Origin of the sequence: Mucilaginibacter sp., assembly GCF_041660805.1 — a bacterium.
Taxonomy (GTDB): domain Bacteria; phylum Bacteroidota; class Bacteroidia; order Sphingobacteriales; family Sphingobacteriaceae; genus Mucilaginibacter.
On the sequence record NZ_JBAZVP010000005.1, the window covers coordinates 134,840 to 160,019 of the forward strand.

26 protein-coding genes are annotated in these 25,180 nt (G+C 40.1%); 16 read left to right on the forward strand and 10 right to left on the reverse strand.

All coding sequences use genetic code 11. The features are described 5' to 3' along the window. The first annotated feature begins 103 nt into the window (after positions 1–103). Complete coding sequence (locus WC743_RS09495) at positions 104–1,189, forward strand: serine hydrolase domain-containing protein (protein WP_373011704.1); 1,086 nt, start codon at positions 104–106, stop codon at positions 1,187–1,189. Positions 1,190–1,401: 212 nt separating this feature from the next. Here WC743_RS09495 and WC743_RS09500 read toward each other — a convergent pair whose 3' ends face one another. Further along, positions 1,402–1,770 (reverse strand): winged helix-turn-helix transcriptional regulator, encoded by a 369-nt coding sequence (locus WC743_RS09500; protein WP_373011705.1) that lies wholly within the window; start codon positions 1,768–1,770, stop codon positions 1,402–1,404. Between the two features lie 93 nt (positions 1,771–1,863). On the opposite strand from WC743_RS09500, the gene WC743_RS09505 reads away from it, so the two are divergent. Then, positions 1,864–2,952 (forward strand): NADP-dependent oxidoreductase, encoded by a 1,089-nt coding sequence (locus WC743_RS09505; RefSeq protein WP_373011707.1) that lies wholly within the window; start codon positions 1,864–1,866, stop codon positions 2,950–2,952. A 134-nt stretch (positions 2,953–3,086) separates the two neighbouring features. Here WC743_RS09505 and WC743_RS09510 read toward each other — a convergent pair whose 3' ends face one another. Next, positions 3,087–4,340 carry an aspartyl protease family protein gene (locus WC743_RS09510; protein ID WP_373011709.1) on the reverse strand — a complete coding sequence of 418 codons (1,254 nt, stop codon included), beginning with the start codon at positions 4,338–4,340 and terminating at the stop codon, positions 3,087–3,089. A 34-nt stretch (positions 4,341–4,374) separates the two neighbouring features. Further along, on the reverse strand, positions 4,375–5,139 hold the full coding sequence (locus WC743_RS09515; RefSeq protein WP_373011710.1) for a hypothetical protein: 765 nt from the start codon (positions 5,137–5,139) through the stop codon (positions 4,375–4,377). Positions 5,140–5,300: 161 nt separating this feature from the next. Here WC743_RS09515 and WC743_RS09520 point away from each other — a divergent pair, with 161 nt between their 5' ends. The 9 genes from WC743_RS09520 to WC743_RS09560 all read left to right on the forward strand — a co-directional run bounded on the left by WC743_RS09520 (position 5,301) and on the right by WC743_RS09560 (position 14,369). Continuing rightward, the gene (locus tag WC743_RS09520; protein WP_373011712.1) at positions 5,301–6,584 is read left to right on the forward strand and encodes a hypothetical protein; all 1,284 of its coding nucleotides are present in this window, start codon (positions 5,301–5,303) and stop codon (positions 6,582–6,584) included. 12 nt (positions 6,585–6,596) lie between these two features. After that, positions 6,597–6,923 carry a winged helix-turn-helix domain-containing protein gene (locus WC743_RS09525; RefSeq protein WP_373011713.1) on the forward strand — a complete coding sequence of 109 codons (327 nt, stop codon included), beginning with the start codon at positions 6,597–6,599 and terminating at the stop codon, positions 6,921–6,923. Between the two features lie 159 nt (positions 6,924–7,082). Beyond that, positions 7,083–9,653 carry a TonB-dependent receptor gene (locus WC743_RS09530; protein WP_373011714.1) on the forward strand — a complete coding sequence of 857 codons (2,571 nt, stop codon included), beginning with the start codon at positions 7,083–7,085 and terminating at the stop codon, positions 9,651–9,653. A 174-nt stretch (positions 9,654–9,827) separates the two neighbouring features. Next, positions 9,828–10,262, forward strand: coding sequence for a CBS domain-containing protein (locus WC743_RS09535; protein WP_373011715.1), 435 nt, complete (start codon positions 9,828–9,830; stop codon positions 10,260–10,262). A gap of 259 nt (positions 10,263–10,521) precedes the next feature. Next, positions 10,522–11,178, forward strand: a complete 657-nt coding sequence (locus WC743_RS09540; RefSeq protein WP_373011716.1) for an ankyrin repeat domain-containing protein — start codon at positions 10,522–10,524, stop codon at positions 11,176–11,178. 82 nt (positions 11,179–11,260) lie between these two features. Continuing rightward, on the forward strand, positions 11,261–12,199 hold the full coding sequence (locus tag WC743_RS09545) for an AraC family transcriptional regulator (protein ID WP_373011717.1): 939 nt from the start codon (positions 11,261–11,263) through the stop codon (positions 12,197–12,199). Between the two features lie 162 nt (positions 12,200–12,361). After that, on the forward strand, positions 12,362–13,102 hold the full coding sequence (locus WC743_RS09550) for an SDR family oxidoreductase (protein ID WP_373011718.1): 741 nt from the start codon (positions 12,362–12,364) through the stop codon (positions 13,100–13,102). A gap of 93 nt (positions 13,103–13,195) precedes the next feature. Next, complete coding sequence (locus WC743_RS09555; protein WP_373011719.1) at positions 13,196–13,948, forward strand: glucose 1-dehydrogenase; 753 nt, start codon at positions 13,196–13,198, stop codon at positions 13,946–13,948. Positions 13,949–14,015: 67 nt separating this feature from the next. Beyond that, the gene (locus tag WC743_RS09560) at positions 14,016–14,369 is read left to right on the forward strand and encodes a hypothetical protein (protein ID WP_373011720.1); all 354 of its coding nucleotides are present in this window, start codon (positions 14,016–14,018) and stop codon (positions 14,367–14,369) included. Positions 14,370–14,375: 6 nt separating this feature from the next. On the opposite strand, the gene WC743_RS09565 is transcribed toward WC743_RS09560, so the two are convergent. Further along, the gene (locus tag WC743_RS09565; protein WP_373011721.1) at positions 14,376–14,498 is read right to left on the reverse strand and encodes a hypothetical protein; all 123 of its coding nucleotides are present in this window, start codon (positions 14,496–14,498) and stop codon (positions 14,376–14,378) included. A gap of 302 nt (positions 14,499–14,800) precedes the next feature. Between WC743_RS09565 and WC743_RS09570 the strand changes: the two genes are divergently transcribed. Beyond that, positions 14,801–15,364: a fasciclin domain-containing protein gene (locus WC743_RS09570; RefSeq protein ID WP_373011722.1), complete on the forward strand. Its 564-nt coding sequence runs from the start codon at positions 14,801–14,803 to the stop codon at positions 15,362–15,364. A 99-nt stretch (positions 15,365–15,463) separates the two neighbouring features. Continuing rightward, positions 15,464–15,952 carry a cupin domain-containing protein gene (locus WC743_RS09575; protein ID WP_373011723.1) on the forward strand — a complete coding sequence of 163 codons (489 nt, stop codon included), beginning with the start codon at positions 15,464–15,466 and terminating at the stop codon, positions 15,950–15,952. 97 nt (positions 15,953–16,049) lie between these two features. On the opposite strand, the gene WC743_RS09580 is transcribed toward WC743_RS09575, so the two are convergent. Next, the gene (locus WC743_RS09580) at positions 16,050–17,465 is read right to left on the reverse strand and encodes a glycoside hydrolase family 125 protein (protein WP_373011724.1); all 1,416 of its coding nucleotides are present in this window, start codon (positions 17,463–17,465) and stop codon (positions 16,050–16,052) included. Positions 17,466–17,632: 167 nt separating this feature from the next. Here WC743_RS09580 and WC743_RS09585 point away from each other — a divergent pair, with 167 nt between their 5' ends. Then, positions 17,633–18,859 carry an alpha/beta hydrolase-fold protein gene (locus WC743_RS09585; RefSeq protein ID WP_373011725.1) on the forward strand — a complete coding sequence of 409 codons (1,227 nt, stop codon included), beginning with the start codon at positions 17,633–17,635 and terminating at the stop codon, positions 18,857–18,859. Between the two features lie 83 nt (positions 18,860–18,942). Here WC743_RS09585 and WC743_RS09590 read toward each other — a convergent pair whose 3' ends face one another. The 4 genes from WC743_RS09590 to WC743_RS09605 all read right to left on the reverse strand — a co-directional run bounded on the left by WC743_RS09590 (position 18,943) and on the right by WC743_RS09605 (position 23,028). Further along, positions 18,943–20,232: an epoxide hydrolase family protein gene (locus WC743_RS09590; protein WP_373011726.1), complete on the reverse strand. Its 1,290-nt coding sequence runs from the start codon at positions 20,230–20,232 to the stop codon at positions 18,943–18,945. Positions 20,233–20,617: 385 nt separating this feature from the next. Next, on the reverse strand, positions 20,618–21,379 hold the full coding sequence (locus WC743_RS09595) for a LytR/AlgR family response regulator transcription factor (RefSeq protein ID WP_373011727.1): 762 nt from the start codon (positions 21,377–21,379) through the stop codon (positions 20,618–20,620). Next, positions 21,360–22,271, reverse strand: coding sequence for a sensor histidine kinase (locus WC743_RS09600; protein ID WP_373011728.1), 912 nt, complete (start codon positions 22,269–22,271; stop codon positions 21,360–21,362). Before WC743_RS09600 ends, WC743_RS09595 begins: the two co-directional genes overlap by 20 nt. A gap of 280 nt (positions 22,272–22,551) precedes the next feature. Continuing rightward, the gene (locus tag WC743_RS09605; RefSeq protein ID WP_373011729.1) at positions 22,552–23,028 is read right to left on the reverse strand and encodes a hypothetical protein; all 477 of its coding nucleotides are present in this window, start codon (positions 23,026–23,028) and stop codon (positions 22,552–22,554) included. A 161-nt stretch (positions 23,029–23,189) separates the two neighbouring features. On the opposite strand from WC743_RS09605, the gene WC743_RS09610 reads away from it, so the two are divergent. Together WC743_RS09610 and WC743_RS09615 are read left to right on the forward strand one after the other, a co-directional pair. Continuing rightward, on the forward strand, positions 23,190–23,396 hold the full coding sequence (locus WC743_RS09610) for a helix-turn-helix domain-containing protein (RefSeq protein WP_373011730.1): 207 nt from the start codon (positions 23,190–23,192) through the stop codon (positions 23,394–23,396). A gap of 15 nt (positions 23,397–23,411) precedes the next feature. Beyond that, positions 23,412–24,293: an alpha/beta hydrolase gene (locus tag WC743_RS09615; RefSeq protein WP_373011731.1), complete on the forward strand. Its 882-nt coding sequence runs from the start codon at positions 23,412–23,414 to the stop codon at positions 24,291–24,293. Positions 24,294–24,346: 53 nt separating this feature from the next. Here the strand turns inward: WC743_RS09615 and WC743_RS09620 are convergent, their stop codons facing one another. Further along, positions 24,347–25,120 (reverse strand): NUDIX domain-containing protein, encoded by a 774-nt coding sequence (locus tag WC743_RS09620; protein WP_373011733.1) that lies wholly within the window; start codon positions 25,118–25,120, stop codon positions 24,347–24,349. Positions 25,121–25,180: the final 60 nt, after the last annotated feature.

Below are 25,180 nucleotides of genomic sequence, written 5' to 3' on the forward strand. Positions count from 1 at the left end.
GTTGTTGGTATGCGTGGTAAATTTAAGCAACAGCCGTATTTCACTTCTCATTTTCTCTTTTTAATATTTATTATGTAATTTCCGAGCATACTGATTTCTTAACATGAAGCTATTATATTCTATTTTAATTGTTTTGTTTACGATAAGTGCGGTAAAGGGTCAGTCAGACCGAGTTGAAAAGGTGATTGATTCTTGTATTACAAAAAGAAATTTTAACGGGGCTGTTTTGATAGCCAAAAACGGCAAAGTAGATTTTATAAAATACACTGGTTTAGCAAATCGTCACTATAATATCCCATTCTCCGCTAAAAGCAGATTTCAGATTTTTTCTGTTACCAAAACGTTCACTGCCATACTTATTATGCAGTTGTACGAACAAGGCAAGATTAATCTTGATTCGGCTATAGCTACTTATTACCCGGAATACAAAGGCGAGGCTGCGCACAGAGTAACTATCAGGAATTTACTGACTTACAGCAGTGGCCGCTATTTAAAGGAAATGGACCCTAAGTTTATTCCGGAAGCTTATGACCAAAATTTATGGCCGGTTGATACATTCATTAACAGATATTGCTCCGAGAAATTGATTGACACCCCAGGTACTAAATTCAATTATAGTAATGGCGATTTTATTATACTGGGAAGGATCATAGAGAAAATATATAAAAAGCCGTTTGATGTGGTTTTACGTGAAAAGATACTCATACCGCTTAAGATGCGCAATACCAATTACTGGCACCATGAAGACATTGTGGCTAATCTCGACGAAGGATATTATAACAAAGATGGCAATGTTGATTCTTTGATCATGCCCACTAATCATTACATCGATAACCATTTTTCCGCGGGAGCAATGTATTCTACGGCACAGGACTTATTAATTTTTGATCAGGCCATTTTTAATCATACGCTGCTTAAAAAATCGACCGTAGATGTTATGTTAAACCCTTATCCAAAGCTGGGTGATGTAGCATTTGGCTTTTGGGTATATCCAAGAAAGATAGGTAAGACAAATACCATTTTTGCAGAAAGGCAAGGTGGTGGTTACGGAAGCGAATCAAACTGGGTACACTTGATTGATAAAGGAGTAACGCTCATATTATTGTCAAATACTGAAACCACTGATTTAAACAGAATGAGATTAGATGTGTTAAGTGCTTACTTAAATGGCAAACCGGCCAGCAATTGATAAATTGTTTAAATAAGCTTACGCCTTTGTGCTCTAGTCTGTAGCAATTACAAATACAGCATTTCTTTTAAAAATAAGTTCCCTCTGCGTTTTTATGGGAACAAAGCCTGGGGCGTTATCTGCAGTTTTGGCAGCTTAGGTTTCAGACTTTTTATTCTATTACCTTTCCGTCCTTTTAGTTCGCATGGTAACTCCGAATATATAATATTCCCTCAACGCTTAATTTGGGCACGGTGATCTAATCCCCATTGTACGAGATTTTCTGCAAGAGGCAAGACATTAAGACCATAGGAGGTAACCTTGTATTCAACAGTTACCGGTTTAGTATTAATAACCGATCTGGAAATAAGTAAGTTCAACTCCAAATCTTTCAATTCTTTGGCTAACATTTTGGCTGATAATCCTTCAATTTCCCGCTGGATTTTTTTAAATGTGTTTTTTTCTTCTAAACGGTTACTCAAATAACGTAATAGCATAAGCTTCCATTTACCACCTAATATTTCAAGGCTGTCGCGCATTGCAGTTAATTCCTGCTTGCAGGTTGCTTCCTGTATATTTCCGTCGATGTCAATAGTGCCCATTATGATAGTTTCCTTTAAGTTACCGGTTACCTCTGGTTAACTCATATCAAAAATAAAAAAATTAGCACTGAACTTTGGTATAACAAAAATAATATGAAAGCAATAGTGTTAAACGCATTCGGTGATACTAATAATTTTACCGAGAGAACTGACCTGCCGGTTCCGGTACCTGGAGATCATGAGGTATTGGTTAGGATTAAAGCGACAGGTTTTAATCCAATGGATTATCAAATGCGCCAGGGAAAAAGTGAAAAGAGAAACATGAAATCGCCAATCCTGGGTCGGGAGTTTTCAGGGATTGTTGTTAAAACCGGAAAAGATGCCCGGAGGTTCAGAAAAGGAATGGCTGTTTTTGCCGCATCAGGAAGCATGGGATCGAATGGTACGTACGCAGAATACATCAGCGTTCCTGAAAATATCTTAGCCGGTAAACCGGTTAATCTCACTTTTGAAGAAGCGGCGGCAGTACCATTAGCCAGTCTTACCGCTATGCAAACCTATAAACGTTTAAAACCAGATCAAGATGACACGCTTTTTATAACAGGAGCTGCAGGCGGTGTCGGCATGGCCCTGATAAAATTGCTGCTATATGAAGGCATCAACAGGTTGGTTGTTACAGCGGGTAATGATGAAAGCCGGAACCAACTGATCGCTGCTGGTATATCAGTTGAACAAATAATTGATTACAATGCAGATAATATGTTGACGAAAATTATTGTTGCCAATAACCAATCTTTGTTTAATCATTGCATTGATCTTGTTGGAGGTAAATTTTCCGAATTGTGTGCTCAATTACTTATAACCAATGGTACATACGTTGATATTACAGCTTTCACTACTTCTAAGGCAAGAGAAAAACTGTTTGATAAAGGAGCGACGATTCTCAACATCTCCAATTATGCATATGCACTGAAGGGGGAGGTAGATTACTATGGCAGTAATTTGCAACAGATCTCTATCTTATTAGAAAAAGGGGTTATTAGTCCGCCTCCGGTATATCTCATTGGCGAGCTTAGTGTAGCAACAGTTAAAAAGGCGCACCATATTTTAGAAAGTAACTTGAGCAAAGGGAAAAAATTAATAATGCGAATTCCGGCTGTATCTTTTTGGATAAGCATTATGTCAAGGGTGTTTTTCTCTGATTTCGTTGAATTGTATAAATACCTGCATGTTGTTAAGTGATTATAAAAACATATCGTATAACAAAGCCCTGTGCTGCCATATCGTCAAAGAATAAGTTTCCTCTGCGTTCTTATGGAACAAAGCTGGGAGGATAATAAACAACCAGGCAACTAACGCCAAACCATCCCATCAAATCAGATCCTCCTTTTTAACGTTAATATAACCCGGCTGTATTGTTTATCGTGATAGATCTCAAGCAGTACGCCACGCCCGTCGCCTGATTTGAAAAGATGGTCAAGGTCTTCCAGGCTCATATTGGCCACCGGTTTTAAATTTACCGACATTATCTCGTCATCCTTTGCCAAACCAATGTCATCACTTGCTGATCCCGGCTCCACCCGGCTAATTACTACATGCTTTAATCCGGCGCCGCCTGCATAATACTCCATCCCGCTCATGTCATGTTCAAATGGCTCTTTTAGGTTACCACGCGCTTTCAGGTACATAAGGTTATTTTCGTAATCAAATATTACAGTAAACCTTTTCAATACATCCATCCCCAAATTGCCGTCGCGGGATGTAAAATAAGCCGAGTTTTGATTTTCAGGGAAAGAAGAAAGTACATTATTTAAGCCATATTTACCAATGGATAGCTGGGTTACACGGCTTATCTCACCAGATATTGGCCCGGTTAAACCCATGCCCAAATTAGCTGCTATACTTTTTTCAGTTGGCCACCGGTTAACGCGGTGATTATCTAAAGAAAGCGGGTGCCCGGCTCCAATATCAACTATTAGTTTGCACTTACGCTCGCTGCCATCACAAAAACGTACCGTGGTAGTAATGTATGGTTTATTGTTTTCTATGAGAATAGGCAGGGCCTCAAATTTCTTTATCTTTTTTAGCTTGCCAGGTTTGTAAGCCGTTAGTACGCTATCGGTAAAGTTAAGTTTCACCACCAGTTTATTAAAAAACTCATAGCCCAATAAGCCGTGAATAGGGATCCCGGCATAATTAGACAAGCCAAAATGATCTTTTTTAAATATGGCCGCACCTACCCCTACGCCCTTGATACCGGGCATATCTATTTTTAAGGGGGCGGTTACATAAGCTTCGTAATCTTCGCCGGCACCCAAACCTGCCAGGCGCAGGGTACGTTTATCAGGAATGTTTAATGAGTCTATCAGTTTAGGTTCAGTAATTATCATTATGCCTACTCCTGTATCCAGGATAAAGTTATACGGGCCCCTATCATTTATATTCAGTTTAAGGATCACCATGTTTCTCACCATCTTAAAAGGAATATTTACCTTGCTTTTGTTGGTGAGTTCAAAATATTGGGCAAAAGCGGTGGATATGCTACTGAATATTATCAGCAGTAATAAAATTAAGGGGTAATATGTCTTTCGGTCTGACATGAGAGTAGCAGACAGGTTATAATTGGTCATTTATCTATATAGATCTGATAAGCTAATAAACTTATCAGGTTGCTATTTTTAAAGCATTATACTTTGCCGCCGGCATTGCCGATACAACAAAGGCGCCGCCTGCTATAGCCAGTTCAAGCATAGTTCCGGCCCATTGCTGCCCGTTTCTTATATCGCTAAGCAACAGCGGGACCTGGTAAAGTATAATGGAAACCATAAGGAAGATACCCAGCAGTAAAGCTGGTACACCCAAATACCTGTTACTGAGAATAGCAATGGCCGCAATAATCATAATTAGCCCAAACAGGTAATCCCAAACAATAATTCCGGGGAAGTAGGCCGGTACTTTGGCGGTCACAAAAGCCATATGGGCAAAGTGTTGTAAACCCAAAATTATCATGGGCACTGCAAATAAATACTTACCAATCGGTAGCAGCCTTAAATTACTGGTTAGCACTAATGCGGTGCCCATGATAACAACGTCCTGCAGCGCCCGGGTCCAGGTTTGGGGGTTTTGCGGGTCGTTAAGCAATCTGGGTACGTGTATCAGCAATATGAACAATGCCAGCATTACACTCAGCATAGTGCATGAGAGCCGTACATACTTATTTATGATGATACTTAGCGCCGCCGCTATAAAAGCTACCGCCACTAAATAGACGAAAAAGAGATGCCACGGTATCCACGCCGGTACATAAGTGGTTAAAAAATCAGCATAAATAAAATGCTGAATCCCGAATACTACAAGTGTGATTGCGTATAACCATTTCCCGGTGATGACCAGCGTGTTCATAAAAATATATAGTTCAGTTTTAGCCATTTAGTACTCCACAATTCTTAAATTGCAGATACCGGGCATCAATACAAATTTAAGATGATAAAAACCAAATAGTATGCTTTAGGCCGTACAAGTTGGTACAAGTTGATACAAGCCGGTATAAGCCTTTATTGATACTAATTTTGCCCCACTATAAACCGATTATGCCTTTTGATGAACTGATAGAAACGCTAAAACGCCAGTACGAAACCGAGACTGGTTGGGGTGACAGCAATGGCTGGACCAACCAGGATTTTATTAATTTAAGCGAGCGGATACATGAACGCACCGGCGTTTTGCTTAGCCACGTTACCCTAAAACGTATATGGGGAAAGGTGAAGTACGATAGTTTGCCCAATACCTACACGCTGGATACCCTTGCGCATTATATTGGTTTTGAAAGCTGGAGAAGTTTTGTAACCGCTCATAATAAAAATGCCGTTAATGTACTGGTGCATGAACCTATTGCACCCGAACCTGAAGCTAAACCCCGAAAGCCCGTTAATAAGCAACTTAGAACCGTGTGGATAATGGCGGTAGTTTTGTTGCTAACTATATTGGGAACCTACTTTAGCGTGAAGAAAAGCCCGGCGCCTGTTACCAATAACGATTACAAATTCAGCAGCAGAAAGGTGGTTACCTCGGGTTTGCCCAATTCAGTTATTTTTAATTATGATGCCACAAAGGCCCCGGAAGATTCAGTGATCATACAGCAATCATGGAACCCAAAGCTGCGTACCAAAGTATCTAAAAGAGACCATCAGCATACTTCTATATATTATTATCCTGATTATTACAAAGCCAAGCTGATTGTAAATAATAAGATAGTAAAACAGCACGAACTGTTTATAAAATCTGATGGCTGGTTGGCTGTTATTGAGCAAGACCCTGTGCCCGTGTATATTAACAAGGATGATATTAATCAGGATGGAAGGATGGGGATATCCGCCGAAACCATTTTAAAGCACAATATAAAATTGCAGCCTGTGCCGCCTAATACACTTTTTAGTAACGTACGCGATTTTGGCGAGATATACAGCGACGACTTTGTTTTTGAAACCTCTTTTAAAAATGACTACCGTGAAGGCTCGGCCATATGCCAGAAAACAGATCTGTTCCTGCTCTGTAAAGGTACTGCTATAGGGATCCCGCTTTCTGCCAGGGGCTGTATATCAGCGCTTAACATGTACTTTACCAATTATTTCCGCTCAGGTAAAACAGAGGACCTGTCAAACTTTGGGGTGGACTTTAACAAGTTTGTTAAACTGAGAATAGAATCGCACAACAAAAAAGCCCGCATTTATATTGATGATAAACTGGTTTACACTGTTGATAAGGATATTATCCACTCCAGGATCATAGGTATCGATTTTCGTTTTCAAGGCGCAGGACTGGTTGATTATGTAAAGCTAAGTAACGGCAAAGTGAATTTTGAAGACAACTTTTAATACTTTTGGGATATGGACGGTTTAAAGCTGAATGGCAGGATATGGCTGGCAAATGGCGACGACAAAGTACTTGGCCATGGCCGTGTAGAGCTGCTTGAAAGGATAAAAGAATCAGGATCTATACGGCAGGCGGCTTTGCAAATGAAAATGTCATACAAGCAAGCCTGGGACATTATTAACCATTTGAATGCCAATTTTAAGTCGCCTGTTGTTATTTCCCAGCGCGGAGGCAAAGGCGGGGGCAACGCCGTAGTTACAGAACATGGTTTAAAAGTTATTAAAGAATTTCATGAGCTCCAGGCAAAATTTAAAGCGTTTTTGAAAGAGCTTGACAATTAAGGTTTACATTATTATTAAAATTGCATGTAAACCTAAAAGCCAATTTGGCTAAAGAGGGTAAAAAAAACAATGTTTGTTTTTTTTTACTTTTCGTTATATTTTTAAAAACATAACGAAAATGGATTGTTAAGAATTAAACATAATACCCGGATTTTATTTATGAAAAGAAAATTACCTCTTATTGTATTATTCCTTAACTGTTGCGCAGCAAGTTGGGGGCAAACAATACCCAATGCGAAGCCGCCGGCAGATACGATCAGGAAGAAGCAACTCTCAGAGGTAGTTATAAGTGCATCACGCATTGGCGAAAGTCTGTTAAGGTCACCCGTGAGCATAGAGAAAGTACCTAACAGCGCCTTTAAGCTATCGGCAGCACCATCCTTTTTTGATGCCTTAGAGAATATTAAGGGTATACAGCTAATTACACCCAGCCTGGGTTTTCGTATTATTAACACACGCGGCTTTGCCAATACCACCAATGTACGTTTTACGCAATTGGTTGATGGCGCTGACAACCAGGCACCACATTTGGGTGCACCAATAGGCAATGCAATGGGCCCCAGCGATCTTGATATTGAAAGTGTAGAGATCATTCCGGGTACGGCATCAGCCCTTTATGGCTTAAACGCTATTAATGGGCTGGCAAATTTTATCACCAAAGATCCTTTTAAAACTACAGGCATCAGTTTTCAGCAAAAAACAGGGGTAAACCACCTGGCTGATCCTGAATCAGGAGCAAAACTGTATTCTGAAACCAGCTTCAGAATTGCTGAGGCGTTATCTAAAAAGTTCGCTTTTAAGCTTAATGGAACGTATACAGCGGGTTATGATTGGATAGCAGATAATAATACCGACCAAAACAGTGTTGCAAATTCAAAACTGGGTATACCCGCAGGCCCGCTCAACCCGGGATATGATCCTATAAATGGTTATGGTAATGAATCATCAGACAGAAGGACCGTCACACTGGGGGGCAAGCAATATTCTGTTGCGCGTACCGGTTATGCTGAAAAGGACCTAACCAGTTATGGTTTACATAATGTAAAAGTTGATGTGGGCTTAGCTTACAAGATAAGCCCAAACACACAGCTTACCTATACATTCCGCTTTGCTGATCTGGATAACATTTATCAGCGTGCAAACCGTTTCAGGCTTAAAGGCTATACCTTACAACAGCATGCGCTTGAACTAAAAAACAACATTTATCAGGCACGTGTTTACTGGACAAGGGAAAATACCGGAAAATCTTATAATCTGCGTTCTGCGGGCGAAAACCAGGACAGGAACTTTAAAGATGATAATACCTGGTATGCCGATTATACGAAAGCCTTTAACGCCGCAACAGCGGCGGGTACAGATATAACAACTGCATTGCAACAGGCAAGGCAGGCTGCCGACGCGGGCAGGTATCAGCCGGGTACGGCTGCGTTTAATAATAAACTAAACCAACTTGCTGATATCAATAACTGGGATATTGGCTCGGCTTTGCGGGTAAAAGATGATATGGTACATGCCGAAGGCCAGGTTGATATTTCAAATGCGATTGCATCAAATTTTAAACAAAAAACGGGGCTTGACCTTCTTGCCGGTTTTGATCACCGCACCTACATTATTCACCCGGATGGTAACTATTTTATTAATTATGTGCCGGGGCATGAATTTGATGATTTAAAGTACAGTAAAACCGGTGGTTTTGTACAAGCTGCTAAAGAACTGTTTGATAATAAGCTTAAACTGTCTGCAACTTTGCGTGCCGACAGGAATGATTATTTCAGCCTTAAGCTTAACCCGCGATTTACTTTAGTGTATTCGCCTGTAATTGAACACAATATCAGGGTATCTTACCAAAGCGGCTATCGTTTTCCGAGCATATTTGAGGCTTTCTCCAACGTTAACAGTGGGGGCGTTAAACGAGTGGGCGGCTTAAGGGTAGTATCAAACGGCGTATTTGAAAACTCTTACCTGCGTACCTCAATTGATGCTTTTCAAAATGCGGTAAAGAATGATTTTAACGCCGGGGCAACCACTAATGCTGCTATCGAAAAAGAGAAAGTTTTACTGATAAAAACACCGTACACCTATTTAAAGCCAGAGCATATTAATTCATTTGAAACCGGTTACAAGGCGTTGTTTTTAGAAGGAAAATTAAGTGTCGATGTCGATTTCTATTATAATAAATACGATAACTTTATTGCCCAGGTAGAGGTAAATGTACCTAACACACAAAAGGCAGATTCCATCCCCTATTACCTTAACGATAAAAACAAACAAGCCCGTTATCGTATCTGGACAAACTCTCAAAGTAAGGTTTACAACATTGGCGGCAGCTTTGGCCTATCATATCAATTACTTCAAAAGTTTCAGTTATCTGGTAATGTCACCTACGCAAAGCTACAGCGAAAAACAAATGAAGATGCATTAGAAGATGGTTTTAATACACCGCAGTGGATAACTAACTTATCATTTGGCGGTAATAGGGTGGCCGGTAACTTTGGTTTTAATGTTACCTATAAATGGCAAAGCGGTTATTACTGGCAGTCGTTTTTGGTAAATGGCGATGTAGATTCTTACGGTACTGTTGATGTACAGGTTAATTATGATTTTATAAAAACCAAGCTAAATGTAAAGTTGGGCGCAAGCAATTTAACTAACCAATATTATAACTCTTTTTTAGGTGGACCGGCTATTGGCGGGTTTTACTATACTACATTAACTTATTCCATAAAATAAGCGTTCTGCTCAATTAATTTGAAATAGTTTGTACACAAAATGTGCTTTTGTTACCAGATAGGGTAAGTTTTTGATGAGATTTTAAATTAGTTGTGCAGATTATTGTAATATAACCTCTTGTTTTTCTATTAGTTAAATCGTAAATTCATCCAACCAAACTAACCTGATAATATTATGAATTGCGTAAAACACATCCTTGCCCGCAAGGGAAGCAGTGTTATTGCTGTAGCGGCTGATACCACTGTGTTTAATGTGCTTAAACTGATGGCCGAAAAAAACATTGGCTCTGTAGTAGTTACAGAGGACGATAAATACCTTGGCCTGGTAACAGAAAGAGATTATGCCCGTAAAATTATATTAATGGGCAAGCATTCTGATGGCACCACAGTGGGAGAGATAATGAGTACCGGTTTGCCGCGCATTACCCCAGATTCATCAATAGAAACCTGCATGCTGGTTATGAGCGATAGCAATATCCGGTATTTGCCGGTATTTGATGATCAGGACAAGTTATGCGGTATCGTTTCCATTAATGATGTGGTATACGAAACTATCCATTCGCAAAAAGAAACCATTGATCAGCTGCATAGTTATATATATACAACATAACGAAAGTTAGAATTCAAACTTTATAACCAGTAGGTCACAGGTTCGAATCCTGTTGGGATCACAATATTTCAAAAACCGCCTCTAATAGATTTAGAGGCGGTTTTTTGTTTTTACAGTATTTTGCCATCGCACAGATAACCAGACCAATCTGGTACTAACTAATTATATGTATATTTAAGATTTGACGATTGAAAATTTAATGAACAACGCCAACTAAAATATTAGTTATCAATAAATTGTATAATTTATTAGAAGAATTATGAATGATATGGCAAATTTAGATCAACAAATGCTGGAAGCAGTTTTAGCGGGAGATCTAACTAAAGTTGAATTACTGGTTTCGCAGGGGGCAAACATTAATTATAATGATCCATGGGGAAATTGTGCCGTGTTCTCCGCAGCTTGGGAAGGGAATATTAAAGCTCTTGATCTGTATTATAATTTGGGAGCCTTAATTGAGTTGGAAGACAATAACCCACTTTGCAATGCTGCCTTTAATGGTAAGGTAGAATCTGTAAAATGGCTGTTAGAAAAAGGTGCTCACCCAAATTTTAGTTTTAAACAAACAGGAGAGAATGCACTGCATTATACCATTTGTAAAACCAGCGAAATAGAGGAAAGAACGGAGATTGTTAGGCTATTAGTGGACGCAGGTACAGATGTAAACAAAAAGACAAAGAAGGGCGAGGTAACTCTTTGTTTTATGAGGGATGCCTTTTTAAAAGCTGAAACACCACTTCACCGGGCGGCAGCTTATGGAAATGAACGCATTATCAAGTTATTATTAAATGCCGGGGCCAACCCCTCAGAGAAGGATGCCAACGGAGATTCGCCTATTTCATGGGGTAGCTGGCATTTAAGAAGTTCAGATGTGCTGCGATTGCTACTCTATGATGGTGTGCCCGGCATCCGATGAGCCAACCCAACCTCACCTAAAGCAGTTGCTTTTCGCGATATAGAAATTTGTGTTATTTTTGGGTAACCCACGCTCATCCACAATGAAGGACACTCCCGAGAAACTGATTTTTAAAAGTGTAAGGGACCAGTACGTTCATTTTGGTTTGCCGGTTGATGACTTTGATGAGAATACAGATTTTGTTATCCATAACCTGAAGGATATCCACAAAACGATGCCTTATATATCTCAGGTCTTCCGCCCAAATTTCTTTTCATTTGTTTTTGTAAAAGACGGGTTAGGGAAATATACAACAGACGATCTTACTTTTGATACCGTACCCGGGACGATATATTTTACCAATCCGGGTCATTATAAATCATACCACTGGCGGCAGGTAAACGACATATGCCTGATCACGCTAAGTGAATCATATCTTAAAGAGAATGTTCATCCGGATATTTTTGAGGAGTTTCCGTTTTTACTTGCCGAAACCGTACAGCCACGGGTGCTTAATGATGAAACGTTTAAGGAATTTGAGCAGTTGTATCTGCAGATACAGAAAGAATACTCAGCTAAAAGTCCATATCGTAACCGGTTGATCGGTAATTTATTTGTGGTGCTATTATTAAAAATAAAAGAATACTTCTGGAAAGATTACAATCCTATTTATGAAGGGAACCGCAGTTCGGAAATTGTAAAAATTTTTAAACGTACGCTTGAGCATCATTACCGCGACCTAAGCAGCGGTAAAGCCGAACGTGTTTTCCGTGTACAAGAGTATGCTGATGACCAGAGCCTGCATCCCAATTACTTAAGCAATGTTATCAAAATAAAAACCGGTAAACCCATTGGCACCTGGATAGCCGAGAAAACAATAGCCGAGGCTAAATCGCTGCTGCAGAACTCGCCGGTATCAATAAAAGAGATAGCTTACCGGCTGGGCTTTTCAGAATCGGCACATTTTAGCAATTACTTTAAAAAGCATACAGAAACCTCCCCGGTTTTATATCGTAAACAGCACAGCACTATTGCATCTTAACAAAGTCTTGAAATACCTTTCTGACCTTTATTAAAAGAGCAGCTAAACAATCTGTTTTACCCCTAATCTTTAATATTTGCATGTAATGCTTTAGTATCTGTACTTTTTGAGTTGCCCATATCCAGACCTTTGTTCTATCAAAACAAAACAAATAAAAAGGATATGAAAACGCTAACAGAAAAAGTAATCTTAGTAACCGGCGCCTCAAGAGGTATCGGTGCAGCAGTGGCTCAAAAGCTTGCACAAGCAGGGGCTAAAGTAATTGTTAACTATGCCGGCGGTAAAGAAGCTGCCGACCAAACAGTTGACAACATTAAACAAGAAGGCGGCGACGCTATTGCCTTACAAGCCGATGTAAGTAAAGCGCAGGAGGTAGAGGCCATGTTTGATGCCGCCATTGCCCACTATGGCCGCATTGATGTATTGGTAAACAATGCAGGCATTATGCTTACCAAATTAATAAAAGATACCACCGACGAAGATTTTACCCGTCAGTTTGATATCAACGTTCGGGGTACTTTCAATACCATGCGCCAGGCCGCTACAAAACTGGCAGACAACGGAAGTATCATCAACTTCTCATCAACCACAACAAGGGTAATGATGCCAACTTACGGTACCTATGTGGCAAGTAAGGCAGCGGTTGAACAACTAACCCGGGTATTCTCAAAAGAAGTTGGTGCAAGGGGTATCAATGTAAATTCAATATCTCCGGGCCCAACCAATACCGAGCTATTTACCAAAGGTAAACCACAGGAAGTGATAGACCGGTTGGCATCACAATCTGCCTTTAACCGCATTGGCGAACCCGAAGACATTGCCAAAGTAGTAGTATTCCTGGCCGGCGATGATGCCAAATGGATAAGCGCGCAAAATTTAGGGATAAATGGCGCAATGGCATAATTGAAAGGTTAAAAATTAGAGATAATTAGAGATAATTAGAGCTAAAAGTAAAGTAAAGAAAATAGCAAAATCACAATTAAAAGATTAGAAATCATGAACACATTAAATAATAAAGTAGCATTAGTAACAGGATCGGCCCGTGGATTAGGTAAAGCAATTGCAGAACGTTACGCAGCCCTGGGCGCAGATATAGTGATCAATTATTCACGTGATAAAGCATCTGCCGATGAGGTGGTAAGCAATATAAAAGCAATGGGGGCAAGGGTAATAGCAGTACAAGCCGATGTAAGCAAAGTTGCCGACCTGGAAAGGTTATTCGCGGAAGCCATTGCCGCTTTTGGTAAAATAGATATAGTGGTAGCCAATGCAGGTATTGAACTGGTAGAAACCCCTGTAGTTGATTTTACCGAAGAACAGTTTGACCGCGTGTTCGGCATCAACACAAAAGGTACTTACTTTACTATGCAGCAGGCCGCTAAACATGTAGAAAATAATGGCCGCATCATATATATCGCGTCAAGCACCACATCGTTTCCGGTACCGGGCATGGCAGTGTATGGCGGTAGCAAAACCACACCACGCTATCTGGTAGATATCCTGTCAAAAGAAATTGGTCACAAAGGCGTAACCGTAAACTCCATTATACCCTTCGCGGTTGATCATTCAGGCATATTTGCAGAACCAGACAGCTATCCTGAACTAAGGAAACAATTGCTGGACAGCTGCCCAATGGGTCGCCTGGCCGAAGTGGAAGACGTAGCCAATGCCGCTGAATTTTTCGCAAGCGATCTTTCTTCTTTCGTATCAGGCCAGCACTTGTTGGTAAATGGTGGTGCAACTAATTAATATTGAATAATCACTTAAAGCCAATAGCATTTTAATTGCTATTGGCTTTCCTCTTTAACATAAAATCATGATAATTAAGATATTAACTACCCTGTTACTGTTGTTTGTAGTTTACATGGGCCTTAAGCAAGGCTGGGCCATGGTAAACAGCAAACCCGAAATGCTGAACATGTTTAGTAAATGGAATTTTAATGTACTAAGCATTAAAATATTTGGTGTTGTTACTTTGTTAAGTGTGCTGATGCTGCTGTTTCCGCAAACTTATGTTGCAGGCAACTTTATAATGGCAGGCTCTATACTCCTTATCCTTTGCTTGCAGCTAACCATTAAAGATTTAAAGGGAGCGGCTATTGAACTGCCATTTTTACTGATGAACCTGGTACTGATCTATCTTCAGTATCCTGTTTTAAAGCAAAAATAAGAACCATTAAAAATACTTGTCAAATGCCAGCCCGTAAGTGAAATTGAGATTATCGCTGCTGGTGATGTTCATTTTGTTGTAGGTGAGCGATGTAGTAAGGCTTATCCATTTACGTAACCTGAAACCCAATGTGGTTGTTGAAAAGGTTTAGATTTTGTTATTATAACCGCGCTATCCTGAGTTTATTGGTTAGCTGATTTAGTAGTCAAACCGATATTGATTTCTTTTTTTATGCTGCTTTTACATAAGCAGTTTCAAATTATTTTGAACTTGATTTGTGTTTTTTCACAACTAAATTAAACGATTTTTAAACAATTTGCGTTTTAACGGGGTTATAAACAATGAAACACTTAACTAAACAGGCAGGCTATAGAGAGAAAATATTTACGCATTAACAATTAATAATTGAAAAATCATAAACGGAGAGAAACATGAAAAAATCACTTTTAATGGTTGGCGCAATATTAATTTTAAATTTAACAGCCAGCCACGTATTCGCACAGGTACAGGACACGACGAAGAAAACTACAACCACAACCACCACAGAGGGTGCAAGTGATGTAGTAGGAGCCTTAGCAAGCAATGCCGACTATTCAACCGCGCTAACTGCTGTAAAAACCGCGGGTTTAGATGCTACTTTAAAAGCAGGTGGCCCATATACCATATTCGCTCCAAACAATGTTGCTTTTAGTAATTTGCCTGCAGGAGAACAGGACAGTTTAATGAAAGACCCTACTAAACTGGCTAGCCTGTTAAAAGGCCACGTAGTTACCGGTAAATATTCTAAAGCGGATATTATTAAGGCATTAAATGCAGGAAAAGGCAAGGCAAGCTTAACAACTATTGATGGGCAGCCTTTAACCTTATCGTTAGTTGGCAGTAAACTGCAATTAACAAATGCTTCCGGCAGTACTGCCCAGGTAACATTGTTTGACCTGGTAGGTGCCAACGGTGTTGTAAACGGTATAAATGGTGTCTTAAAACCAACAAAGTAAAACACAAGCATTTTATAACAAAAGCCCGGCAAAACCGGGCTTTTGTTATTTGCTGCAATTACGTTTAACTTATTATATTCACGGCATATTCCTTACAAAATGCCCGAAAGAACCTCCAGGTACTGGATAGAACATTTAGCCTTACAGCCGCACCCCGAAGGTGGTTATTATAAAGAAACGTTCCGCTCATTGCAGCAGGTTAGCAGGAGCGGAAATACAGTTATCCGCCAGGCTTGTACCTCAATTTATTACCTGCTGGAAGGTGAGGATTACTCAGGCTTCCACCGCATCTTATCAGACGAGATCTGGTATTTTCATAAAGGCGGCCCCTTACATATACATGTGATAAATGAGCAGGGCCTTCATGAAACACATGAGCTTTCTGATTTAGCTACCGGCAATTTATCAATAATCGTATCCGCAGGTTTGTGGTTTGCGGCAGAACTGCCTGCTAAAACAGGTTATTGTTTAGTTAGTTGCGCAGTGGCGCCTGGTTTTGAGTTTAGTGAATTTGAAATGGCAGATAAAGCAGCATTAGAAAAAGCTTATCCTCAATATAAAACTGTTTTTGAAAGGCTTTGCCGATAATATAGTATAAACAACAAAGCCTGGTATTGCCAGGCTTTGTTGTTTAAAGAAATGATGGTCTATTTGTCCTCTTGCAGCTTTGCAAGGGATAAATGATTTAAGCCAATAAGTGTGGTTTGGCTGTGTATGTTTCCCAAAGCAGTTCGCCAAACAAGGTGTTGGCCCAGGCAAACCATTTACGGGTAAATTTGGTAGGATCGTTTTTGTGGAATGACTCGTGCATAAAGCCGGTGCCCCCATGTGTTTTTCTCAGCGTTTCAATACATTGCTTTATTTCTGCATCATCATTACTGGTTAAAGCACGAATAATTATACTGATAGGCCATATCATATCCTTACCAATATGTGGCCCGCCAATGCCTTCGCCTGCTGTACCTTTAAAAAAGAAGGGGTTGTTAAGCGATAACAACATTTTGCGGGTGTTGATGTAAACCGGATCAGTGTTTTTAATAGCATCAAGGTATGGCATACCTAAAAGGCTTGGTACATTGGCATCATCCATTAAATTAAAACTGCCAAAACCATTCACCTCGTAAGCATAAACTTTACCATAATCGGGATGATTAATAACCGCGTGTTTTTGCAAAGCGGTGTTAACTTCTGCGGCTAATGCATTTAGTTCGGCAGCTAAAGCAGTATCTTTTGATATTGCCGTTACCATCTCCGCAGCTTGGTTTAAACTGGTTACCGCGAAAAAGTTTGATGGCACCAGGTAGGAGTATATGGTAGCATCATCGCTGGGGCGGAAGGATGAACAGATCAACCCTACCGGTTTTACCGGATAGCCAAAGCCGTTCATAGGTACCCCATCAGTTGCCCACGATGTTTTACGCTGAAAGGAGTAAGGCCCGTCGTTATCCTTTCGCTGCTGTTCTTTAAAGGTTTTGAGTGTGCTTTGTATGGCTGTTTTCCATTTGGCATCAAACGGGGAAGTATCGCCGGTAAGTTTCCAGTACTTATGTGCTAAACGAATGGGGTAACATAAAGAGTCAATTTCCCATTTGCGTTCATGCAGGCCGGGTTTCATATCGGTCACATCATCTTTCCATTCGCCAACTTTTGTTGGGTCATCATAAAAAGCGTTGGCATAAGGGTCGCGCAGAATGCAGGTTGCCTGTCGGTTTATTACACCGGCTACCAGCTTTTTCAGTTCGGCATCTTTATTAATAAAGGCAAGGTAAGGCCAAACCTGTGCACTGCTATCACGCAGCCACATGGCATCAATATCGCCGGTTATTACGTATGTATCGGGCTTGTTATCGGTTAATTTATAGGTTACAGTTGTATCTAATGTGTTAGGGAAGCAATTCTCGAACAGCCAGCCCAACTCCGGATTTTTTACTTTGGCTTTAAATTCAACAATAGCCTTTTCAACAGATTTACTTGTGAATTTTCTTTGGCCTGCGGGTACCCTTACTACCGGGTAAGCAGCATCTGCCGCTATTGATAATTTACTTAAAAATACGCTTGCACCCAATATGGTACTGCTGCCAATAAATTGCCTTCTTTTCATGGTAGGTATGTTAGATCGCTGAAAGTAAAAAATCTTAAGGAAATTAAGTCAATTTAATTGCAAAAACAGCGTTCCGTCACATATTTTAAATGGTTCATCACATTTATCTGCAAGCAGGTTTAACATTCGGTAGCATTGAGAAAACATCGGCAAATAAATATTGAAACATGAAGAAGTATATACTTATTTTAATACTGGCAAGCCTTTCAATTATTGTGAAAGGGCAGTCAAAAGAACAACCCATAGTTTTGGGGCATGTGGATACCTTGTATTCAAATATCTTAAAAGAGAAACGCCCGGTATGGGTTTATACGCCATCTTATGACACCAGTTATTTTTCTAAACCAAGCTATCCGGTTTTGTATGTGTTAGATGGTGATGGTTATTTTTTGTCATTAGTAACTATGATAAAGCAGTTGGGTGTTATTAACGGTAATACTGTGTTACCAGAAATGGTAATTGTGGGTGTGCTAAATACGCCGGGTAACCGCAACCGTGATCTTACGCCTGCAAAAAACAATGCGTTTGATAAGTCGTCGGGCGGGGGCGAAAACTTCACCGCTTTTTTAGAAAAGGAATTGATACCCTATATTGATAAAAATTATGCGACAGCGCCGTACCGTACATTAATTGGCCACTCGTTGGGCGGCTTAATGGTAGTTAATACATTGGTGAACCACACCAGTTTGTTTAATGCGTATGCAGCCCTGGACCCGAGCATGTTTTATGACGATGGAAGCCTTTTAAAGCAAACTGATGCCCTGCTCAAACAAAAAAACTTTAGGGGCAGGTCATTATTCCTGGGGATTGCCAACACCATGAGTGAGGGAATGGATACCGCGCAGGTAAGAAAAGATACAACAGCAATAACGCAGCATATCCGGTCTATATTAAAGTTTGCTGATAACCTCAAAAAATATCCTTCGGATAGTTTAAGGTGGAACTATAAATATTACCCTGATGATGACCATGCTTCAATGCCGCTTATTGCTGAGTATGATGCGTTAAGATTTATTTTCCATCACAACAGGTTTCCCAAAAATCAACCGGAAAACCAGTATTTCGACAAGCGTTTATCTGCAGAAACATTAAGGAAGATGATAACAGCACATTATAATCAATTATCGCAGGAAATGGGATATGCAGTACGCCCTCCGGAGTTTACAATAAACCAGTTGGGTTACATAATGCTTCAAATAAAGAATTACGAGAAGGCTAAAATGTTTTTTGAGGTGAACATTGATTATTACCCTAAAAACTTTAACACTTATGACGGCCTGGGCGATTATTATTTAGCTAAAAATGATAAGGTAAACGCCATTAAATACTTTAAAAAGGCCTTATCATTAAAGCACACGGCCGAGATCTATGATAAGTTAAAGAAGTTGGAATAGGAGTTAAATTCAACACAAAAAAGGCGTTTCTAGATCAGAAACGCCTTTTTTGTGTATGGAATCTGTGCCTTATTAACCAAAACTTAGCGCAGTGATTTGAATGCTGCACGAAGCTCTTCTGCAAACAATTGCGGCTGTTCCCATTGCGCGAAGTGACCACCTTTGTCTGCCTCGTGGAAATAAATAAGCTTTTGATAACTACGTTCGGCCCAGCTTTTTGGAGCCTGGTAGATCTCACCAGGGAAGACTGTCACCGCAACCGGGATTTTGATCTCGGCTGTTTTCTGCTCCACAGCGTTAAAGTTGTTGGTGTTATTTTCCCAGTATAGTTGTGCGGAAGAAGCCGCAGTATTTGTAACCCAATAGAGTGTAATATCGTCAAGCATTTCATCCTGTGTAAGCGATTTCCCGGCATCCCCTCCGCTATAGGTCCATTCGTTAAACTTGTCTAAAAAAAAAGAAGCAAGGCCAACAGGTGAATCTGACAGACTGTAACCCAGGGTTTGCGGGCGGGTCACCATTAGGGCAGCGTAGCCACCGCCTTTGGTGTACAAGTGATTAAGCGATTTAAATGCTGCCTGCTCTTTTTCAGACAGTCCTGCAGGTGCAGGTTCGCCGTTTTTAAGCGCCTTTGCTACATCTGCCGGTACTGTTGCAGGCATATTAACGTGAATGCCACGCAATCCGGCCGGTGCCTGGCGTGCCATTGCATCGGCTATTACTGAACCCCAATCGCCACCTTGTGACACATAGTATTTATATCCCAACCGTTTCATTAGTACATCCCATGCACTTGCAATACGATCAGGGCCCCAACCGGTACCTGTTGGCTTTCCGGAAAAACCATAACCAGGCATCGAAGGAATAACAACATCGAAAGCATCTTCTGCGCGGCCACCAAATGCGGTAGGATCAGTAAGCGGCCCAACAATCTTCAGTAGTTCAAAGACAGAACCCGGCCAGCCGTGTGTAATAATGAGCGGCAAAGCATTTTTATGTTTAGAACGAATATGTACAAACTGGATATCAAGCCCATCAATGGTAGTTATAAACTGTGGCAGGGCATTCAGTTTAGCTTCTGCTTTACGCCAATCGTAACCATTCCCCCAGTATTTTACAAGTTTTTGAATTTGCTCTAACTTTACGCCTTGCGTTTGATCAGTAACAGTTTCTTTATCTGGCCACCTTGTTGCTAATACGCGTTGGCGCAGATCAGTTAATGTAGCTTCCGGGACGTTGATATGGAAGGGACGGATTTGGCTGGAGGCCTGGGCATTGGTAGCCGGAACGGTCTGTGCGAAGCCAGGTGCCCCGAACAGCATAAGAGCGCCGGTAATAATTTTACCGGCAAGGATGTGTTTATACTTTTTCATTGTTTTTATTTAAAAGGATCGTGATTTTTATGGTAGTTTATGTGTTGATCAATATTGTATCACTGACTGATTAGCGCCACAAAACTATCTTAAAAGCGGGCGGGCCGTTAGCTAAATGTAGCCCAGTTAGGCATAATCTTAGGCGAATCAGACCTTTTTTATCCTGAATGCATTTGGTGCCCGATATCTAAATTTCGTAAACAGATTTTACGAATGCTTCACAGTAGCAGGTATTTGTACAATGCTTCGTAATATCATAAATGAGGCATGGAAGGCTAAGGAGACATGAATGGCATAGCCCGGGATCTATGTCAAATTCTGACGCGTTATTGCAGGTAATTGTAAGCGCATCTAAAAAGAAATGAGGAGGCCTGGAGTTTAAAAATTAACGATTTTCAAGCCAGCTTAAAAAGACATGAATTTTCTCCTTGTTAACTAATAATTTATTAGGCGTTGGAATCACGAGCCGTACAAATAATTTACGGGCAAAATACCGCTCTATTTCTTTTACAGCGGCAAAATTGATCAGATATTGCCTGTTCAGCCTAAAAAACTGATTTGGTGAAAGAAGGCTATGCACGTGGTCCATTGACTGAGCCACTGAATATTCTTGCTGATCAAAACACATTATAGTAGTTGTCTCATTTCTGATATAAAAAAAGGCAATAGTATCTGTTGGTACCGTTATATATTTATTATTCTTAAATACTAAAAAGCTCTTTTTGCCTTCGGGGTTACCTAACCGGGTAAGCAAGTCATTAATATTAGGCATAAGGCTTTGCTGAAAGAAGTTTTTAAACTCATCCACTTTTTTAAAAGCCGCTATTATATTATCTTTTGAAATGGGTTTAACCACGTAATCAATACCATTAGCTTTGAAAGCCTCTAACGAATATTCGTCAAATGCTGTACAAAAAACCACAGGACAAGTAATTTTAACTGTTTTAAAAATATCAAAACAGATACCGTCAGCTAATTGAACGTCCATAAAAATAAGGTCTGGCTGTTCATTTTCAGAAAAGTAGCTTATAACACGTTCAATGCTTTGAAGTTGTGCTAGGATTTTAGCTTCAGGCTTAATTTCGGTTATCATAGCAGCCAACGATCTGGCGGTCTTGATCTCGTCTTCAATGATGATAATGTTCATGAATTACAGGCAATTTTATTTTAAAGGATTTTTCGTTAACCTCAATGTCAATTTTCTGGTCTAAAAGATGAATGTAACGCTGATTAATGTTTTCAAGCCCTACTTTAGTAGAGAACTCCTGGCTCTTTTTGGGTTGTAGCTGATTTTCGACAATTATTTTTTCGTTTTCAGTATAAAGTTTTATTTGAAGAGGATAATCCAGGGACACTATATTATGTTTAATGCAATTTTCAATAAGCAGCTGTATTGTAAAGGGAGGGATAAGTGATGAATAATATTGGGGGTCAATTGTGTTTACAAGGTTTATTCCATCCTCAAACCGTGCCTTCAATAAAAACATATAGGCAGTTAATATTTCAACCTCATCAGATAAATGAATCAGGTCATTCTTACGGCTTTCTAATGTAAACCTATAAAAGTCAGATAGTTTAAGAATAAACTCAACAGTGTGCTCATCATTGGTTTCTACCATTGCTTTTAGGGTGTTCATATTATTAAACAGAAAGTGAGGGTTAACCTGCTGTTTAAGCATTTCGTATTGTGCGCCAAGGTTGTCTGCCTGTGTTCGTTCCAGCTCGATGCTAACCTGTTGGTTCTGGTAACCCTGATACAGCAAATGAAGAAACATATAAAATGTAAGGTTTACGAGTATTCCCCGTACCTCTACCATTAACATATCCGGGCCGAAATTAATACTTGAAAGCAATAACTGCTGCGCATAGGCAAGAAGAAACATAACCGCTAATCCAATCAGAAGGCTGCGCATAAGCCGGAATGTGGAGAACCCTCTGTTTTTATAAGATGTTGTATAACCAGGAAGAGTATAGATATTGTAATACCATACAAACAACGCAAACACAAATGTAACGCCCGAGTTAACCAGGGTCTCCATAATATTAAAATGCCGTTCAGCAATTTTAGGTACAGAAACTAAAATGCCCATAAAAAGAGAACTTAACCAAATGATCCAGGGGGATATTCTGTATGTGTTTTTCTTGTTTGGACTATACATGACGTTTTACGAAAATACGGATGGTTTTGGTTAAAGATAAAGTTAACCTTTATACTGGTCAATAGTATGCCGGGATCATGCGCACCGGCATACCATTTTACCAGCTGTAATAATCCAAATAAAGCAGTAACAATCCGTAGTACAGCTATGAGTAAACAGCCTAGTTGAATTTAAACACACTGAGGAAAATTACCAGAAATAACAGAAGGAACTGGGAAAAATAAAACCGATAGAGGTTCGCCTTGGCTTTGTTTATTTCTTCAAGTGCTGTGCTGCCGGTGTCAGTTATATGTTTTCGTAGTTTCAAACTCTGCCGCCTGCTAACAAGCAACGCGTTTAGTATAATGATAATTACCAAAGCGAATTTGATTCTGAACCATAGCTGTTCTCCAAAAATACCATGAGTAAGTGCCATCATACCTATGCCTGTAAGTATTAGTAGGGCGGCGCCAATTCCATTGATCCTTGCGAATTTTGACGTTGCTTCCAGTAACACTAATGATTTGGTTTGATTGACCTGAAATTGCTTCCAAAAGGTTGAAAATGTAACATAATCGATAACTGTAGTACCTGCCATGAGGATAAGGCCTGTAAGATGAAGCGTTAACAGGGCCGGTAAAAGTGTTTGTGTGTTCATGAGTTGGTCGGTGTGTTTAAAATAATGGATAAATTGATTTATAAGTCCATATAATATCATATGGTTTAAATTATAATTAAAGTTATACCATTTGGTTTAATTATCCTACCCTGTGTTTAATTTAATACTTAATTGAACAAGCAATTAGCAAATCTTACAAAATGATGACCCGCACTAAGCATGACTGCGTGTACCAAGGCACCAGGGACTTCAGCAGCAGGATAATACAGGAAGCCAAGATCTTACTTAAACAAACCGACTGGAATATCTCTGAAATATCCTATACCTTAGGATTTGATGACCTGGCAAATTTCTCAAACTTCTTCATAAAGCAAACTTCTTTTACCTCAATGGTGTTTCGTTCTTAGGGTTTGTCAATAAGGATGAAGTTGAAAGATCAGGACATTATACCGGGCGTTGTTTTTAACAATGCCGACGTGCTTGAAAGAGGGTTTAAATTAATTGAAAATTCTTTTACCATGAAAAATATATCAAAAAATATCATCAGGTTGATGGTGGCCGGCAGTATAGCCTTTGCTGCTTTATTTATTTCATCGGTAGCCCACGCACAGCAGGCTGCCACAATTAAAAATATCGTATTGGTACATGGCGCATTTGTAGATGGTTCCGGATGGAAGCCCGTTTACGATATCCTGGTAAGCAAAGGATATCGTGTGAGTGTTGTACAGCAGCCTTTAACATCTTTTGAGGCCGATTTAGCAGCCGTAAAAAGAGTGTTGGACCTTCAGGACGGCCCCTGTATTTTAGTTGGTCATAGTTACGGTGGCGGTTTAATTACCGAAGCAGGGAACAACTCACATGTGGCAGGGCTGGTTTATATAGCTGCCCATGCACCAGATAAAGGGGAATCAGAAGCGGATAATGGCAAACGTATCCCTCCGGCTTACAAATCCCTGCAAAAACCGGCCGATGGTTTCGATTATATTGACCCTGCACAATTTCCTGCTGATTTTGCAGGAGACCTGCCCAAAAAACAAGCAGAATTTATGGCCAATGCGCAGATGCCTACAGCCGACCAGGTTTTTCACGCTGTAATTCAAAATCCGGCCTGGAGAACCAAACCCAGTTGGTATATGGTTGCTAAAGCCGACCGGATCATTAACCCGGATCTGGAAAGGATGTACGCCAAACGCGCCGGCAGCCAAACTGTAGAAATAGAAGGTGCAAGCCATTCAGTATTTGTATCGCACCCCCAAGAGGTTGCCCGCTTAATAATTGAAGCAGCAGCAGGCCCTGTCAAATAGAGTTATTAAATTAAGCAGAGTGGAACTTTTTATAAGTTATTCCTGTAATTGCATTAAAATGCCAGGGTAACGCCGTTCTTCAATCCCTCGTCGTATTTTTCTTTGTCGAATGTATAGAGGAACGGAGAGCGGTGGGCGCCTATCTTTTTGGTTTCATTTAATTTAACGATGATGCCGGTACCCATTAAGCGTTTAGAGAAGTTCCTGGTATCAAGTGGTTTCCCTAAAATGGCCTCATAAAGATTATGAATTTCTGGTAAGGTGAATTTCTCGGGAAGGAGTTCGTAACCTATTGGGTAATACGCTATATGCAGACGTAAGGCGCGTAACGCTTCAGAAACAATTTGCTTATGGTCAAACATCATCGGCGGTAGTTCGCTTACAGGCCACCACCGGCATTCGGCCTCATAGCCACCCTTTTTTAACTTAACCTTTGAAAACTCGGTCAATGTATAAAAGCCGAGAGACACAAAATAATCAAAGATCCAGAGATTAGCAGGTATTTCAATCCCTGAAAATTCGCTAAGGCGTTGTGCTGTAAATTCACTATCCACAGACCTTGTAGGGCTCCCAAACGCACCAAATTGCTGAAAGAAAAGGTTATCAAGGCCGGTTCTTGTAAAAGCGATCCGTTTTGCAGCTTCAGCAATGTCCTCTGATTTTTTGATATAACCTCCTGTAACCGTCCATTTAGTTACAGCTAAAGGCTGTTGAAGCAGTACTTTCAGTTCTTTATCATGATATCCAAAGATAACGTTATCTACAGCAACGTTCCGAAGATATTGGTCGGAGTTAGCTGTTAGATCTTCAAATTTTAGCGCTTTCATTTCGGTTGTAAAGTTAACTAAAATACATTACGTAAAAAGTACGGAATAATTTGTTTTATA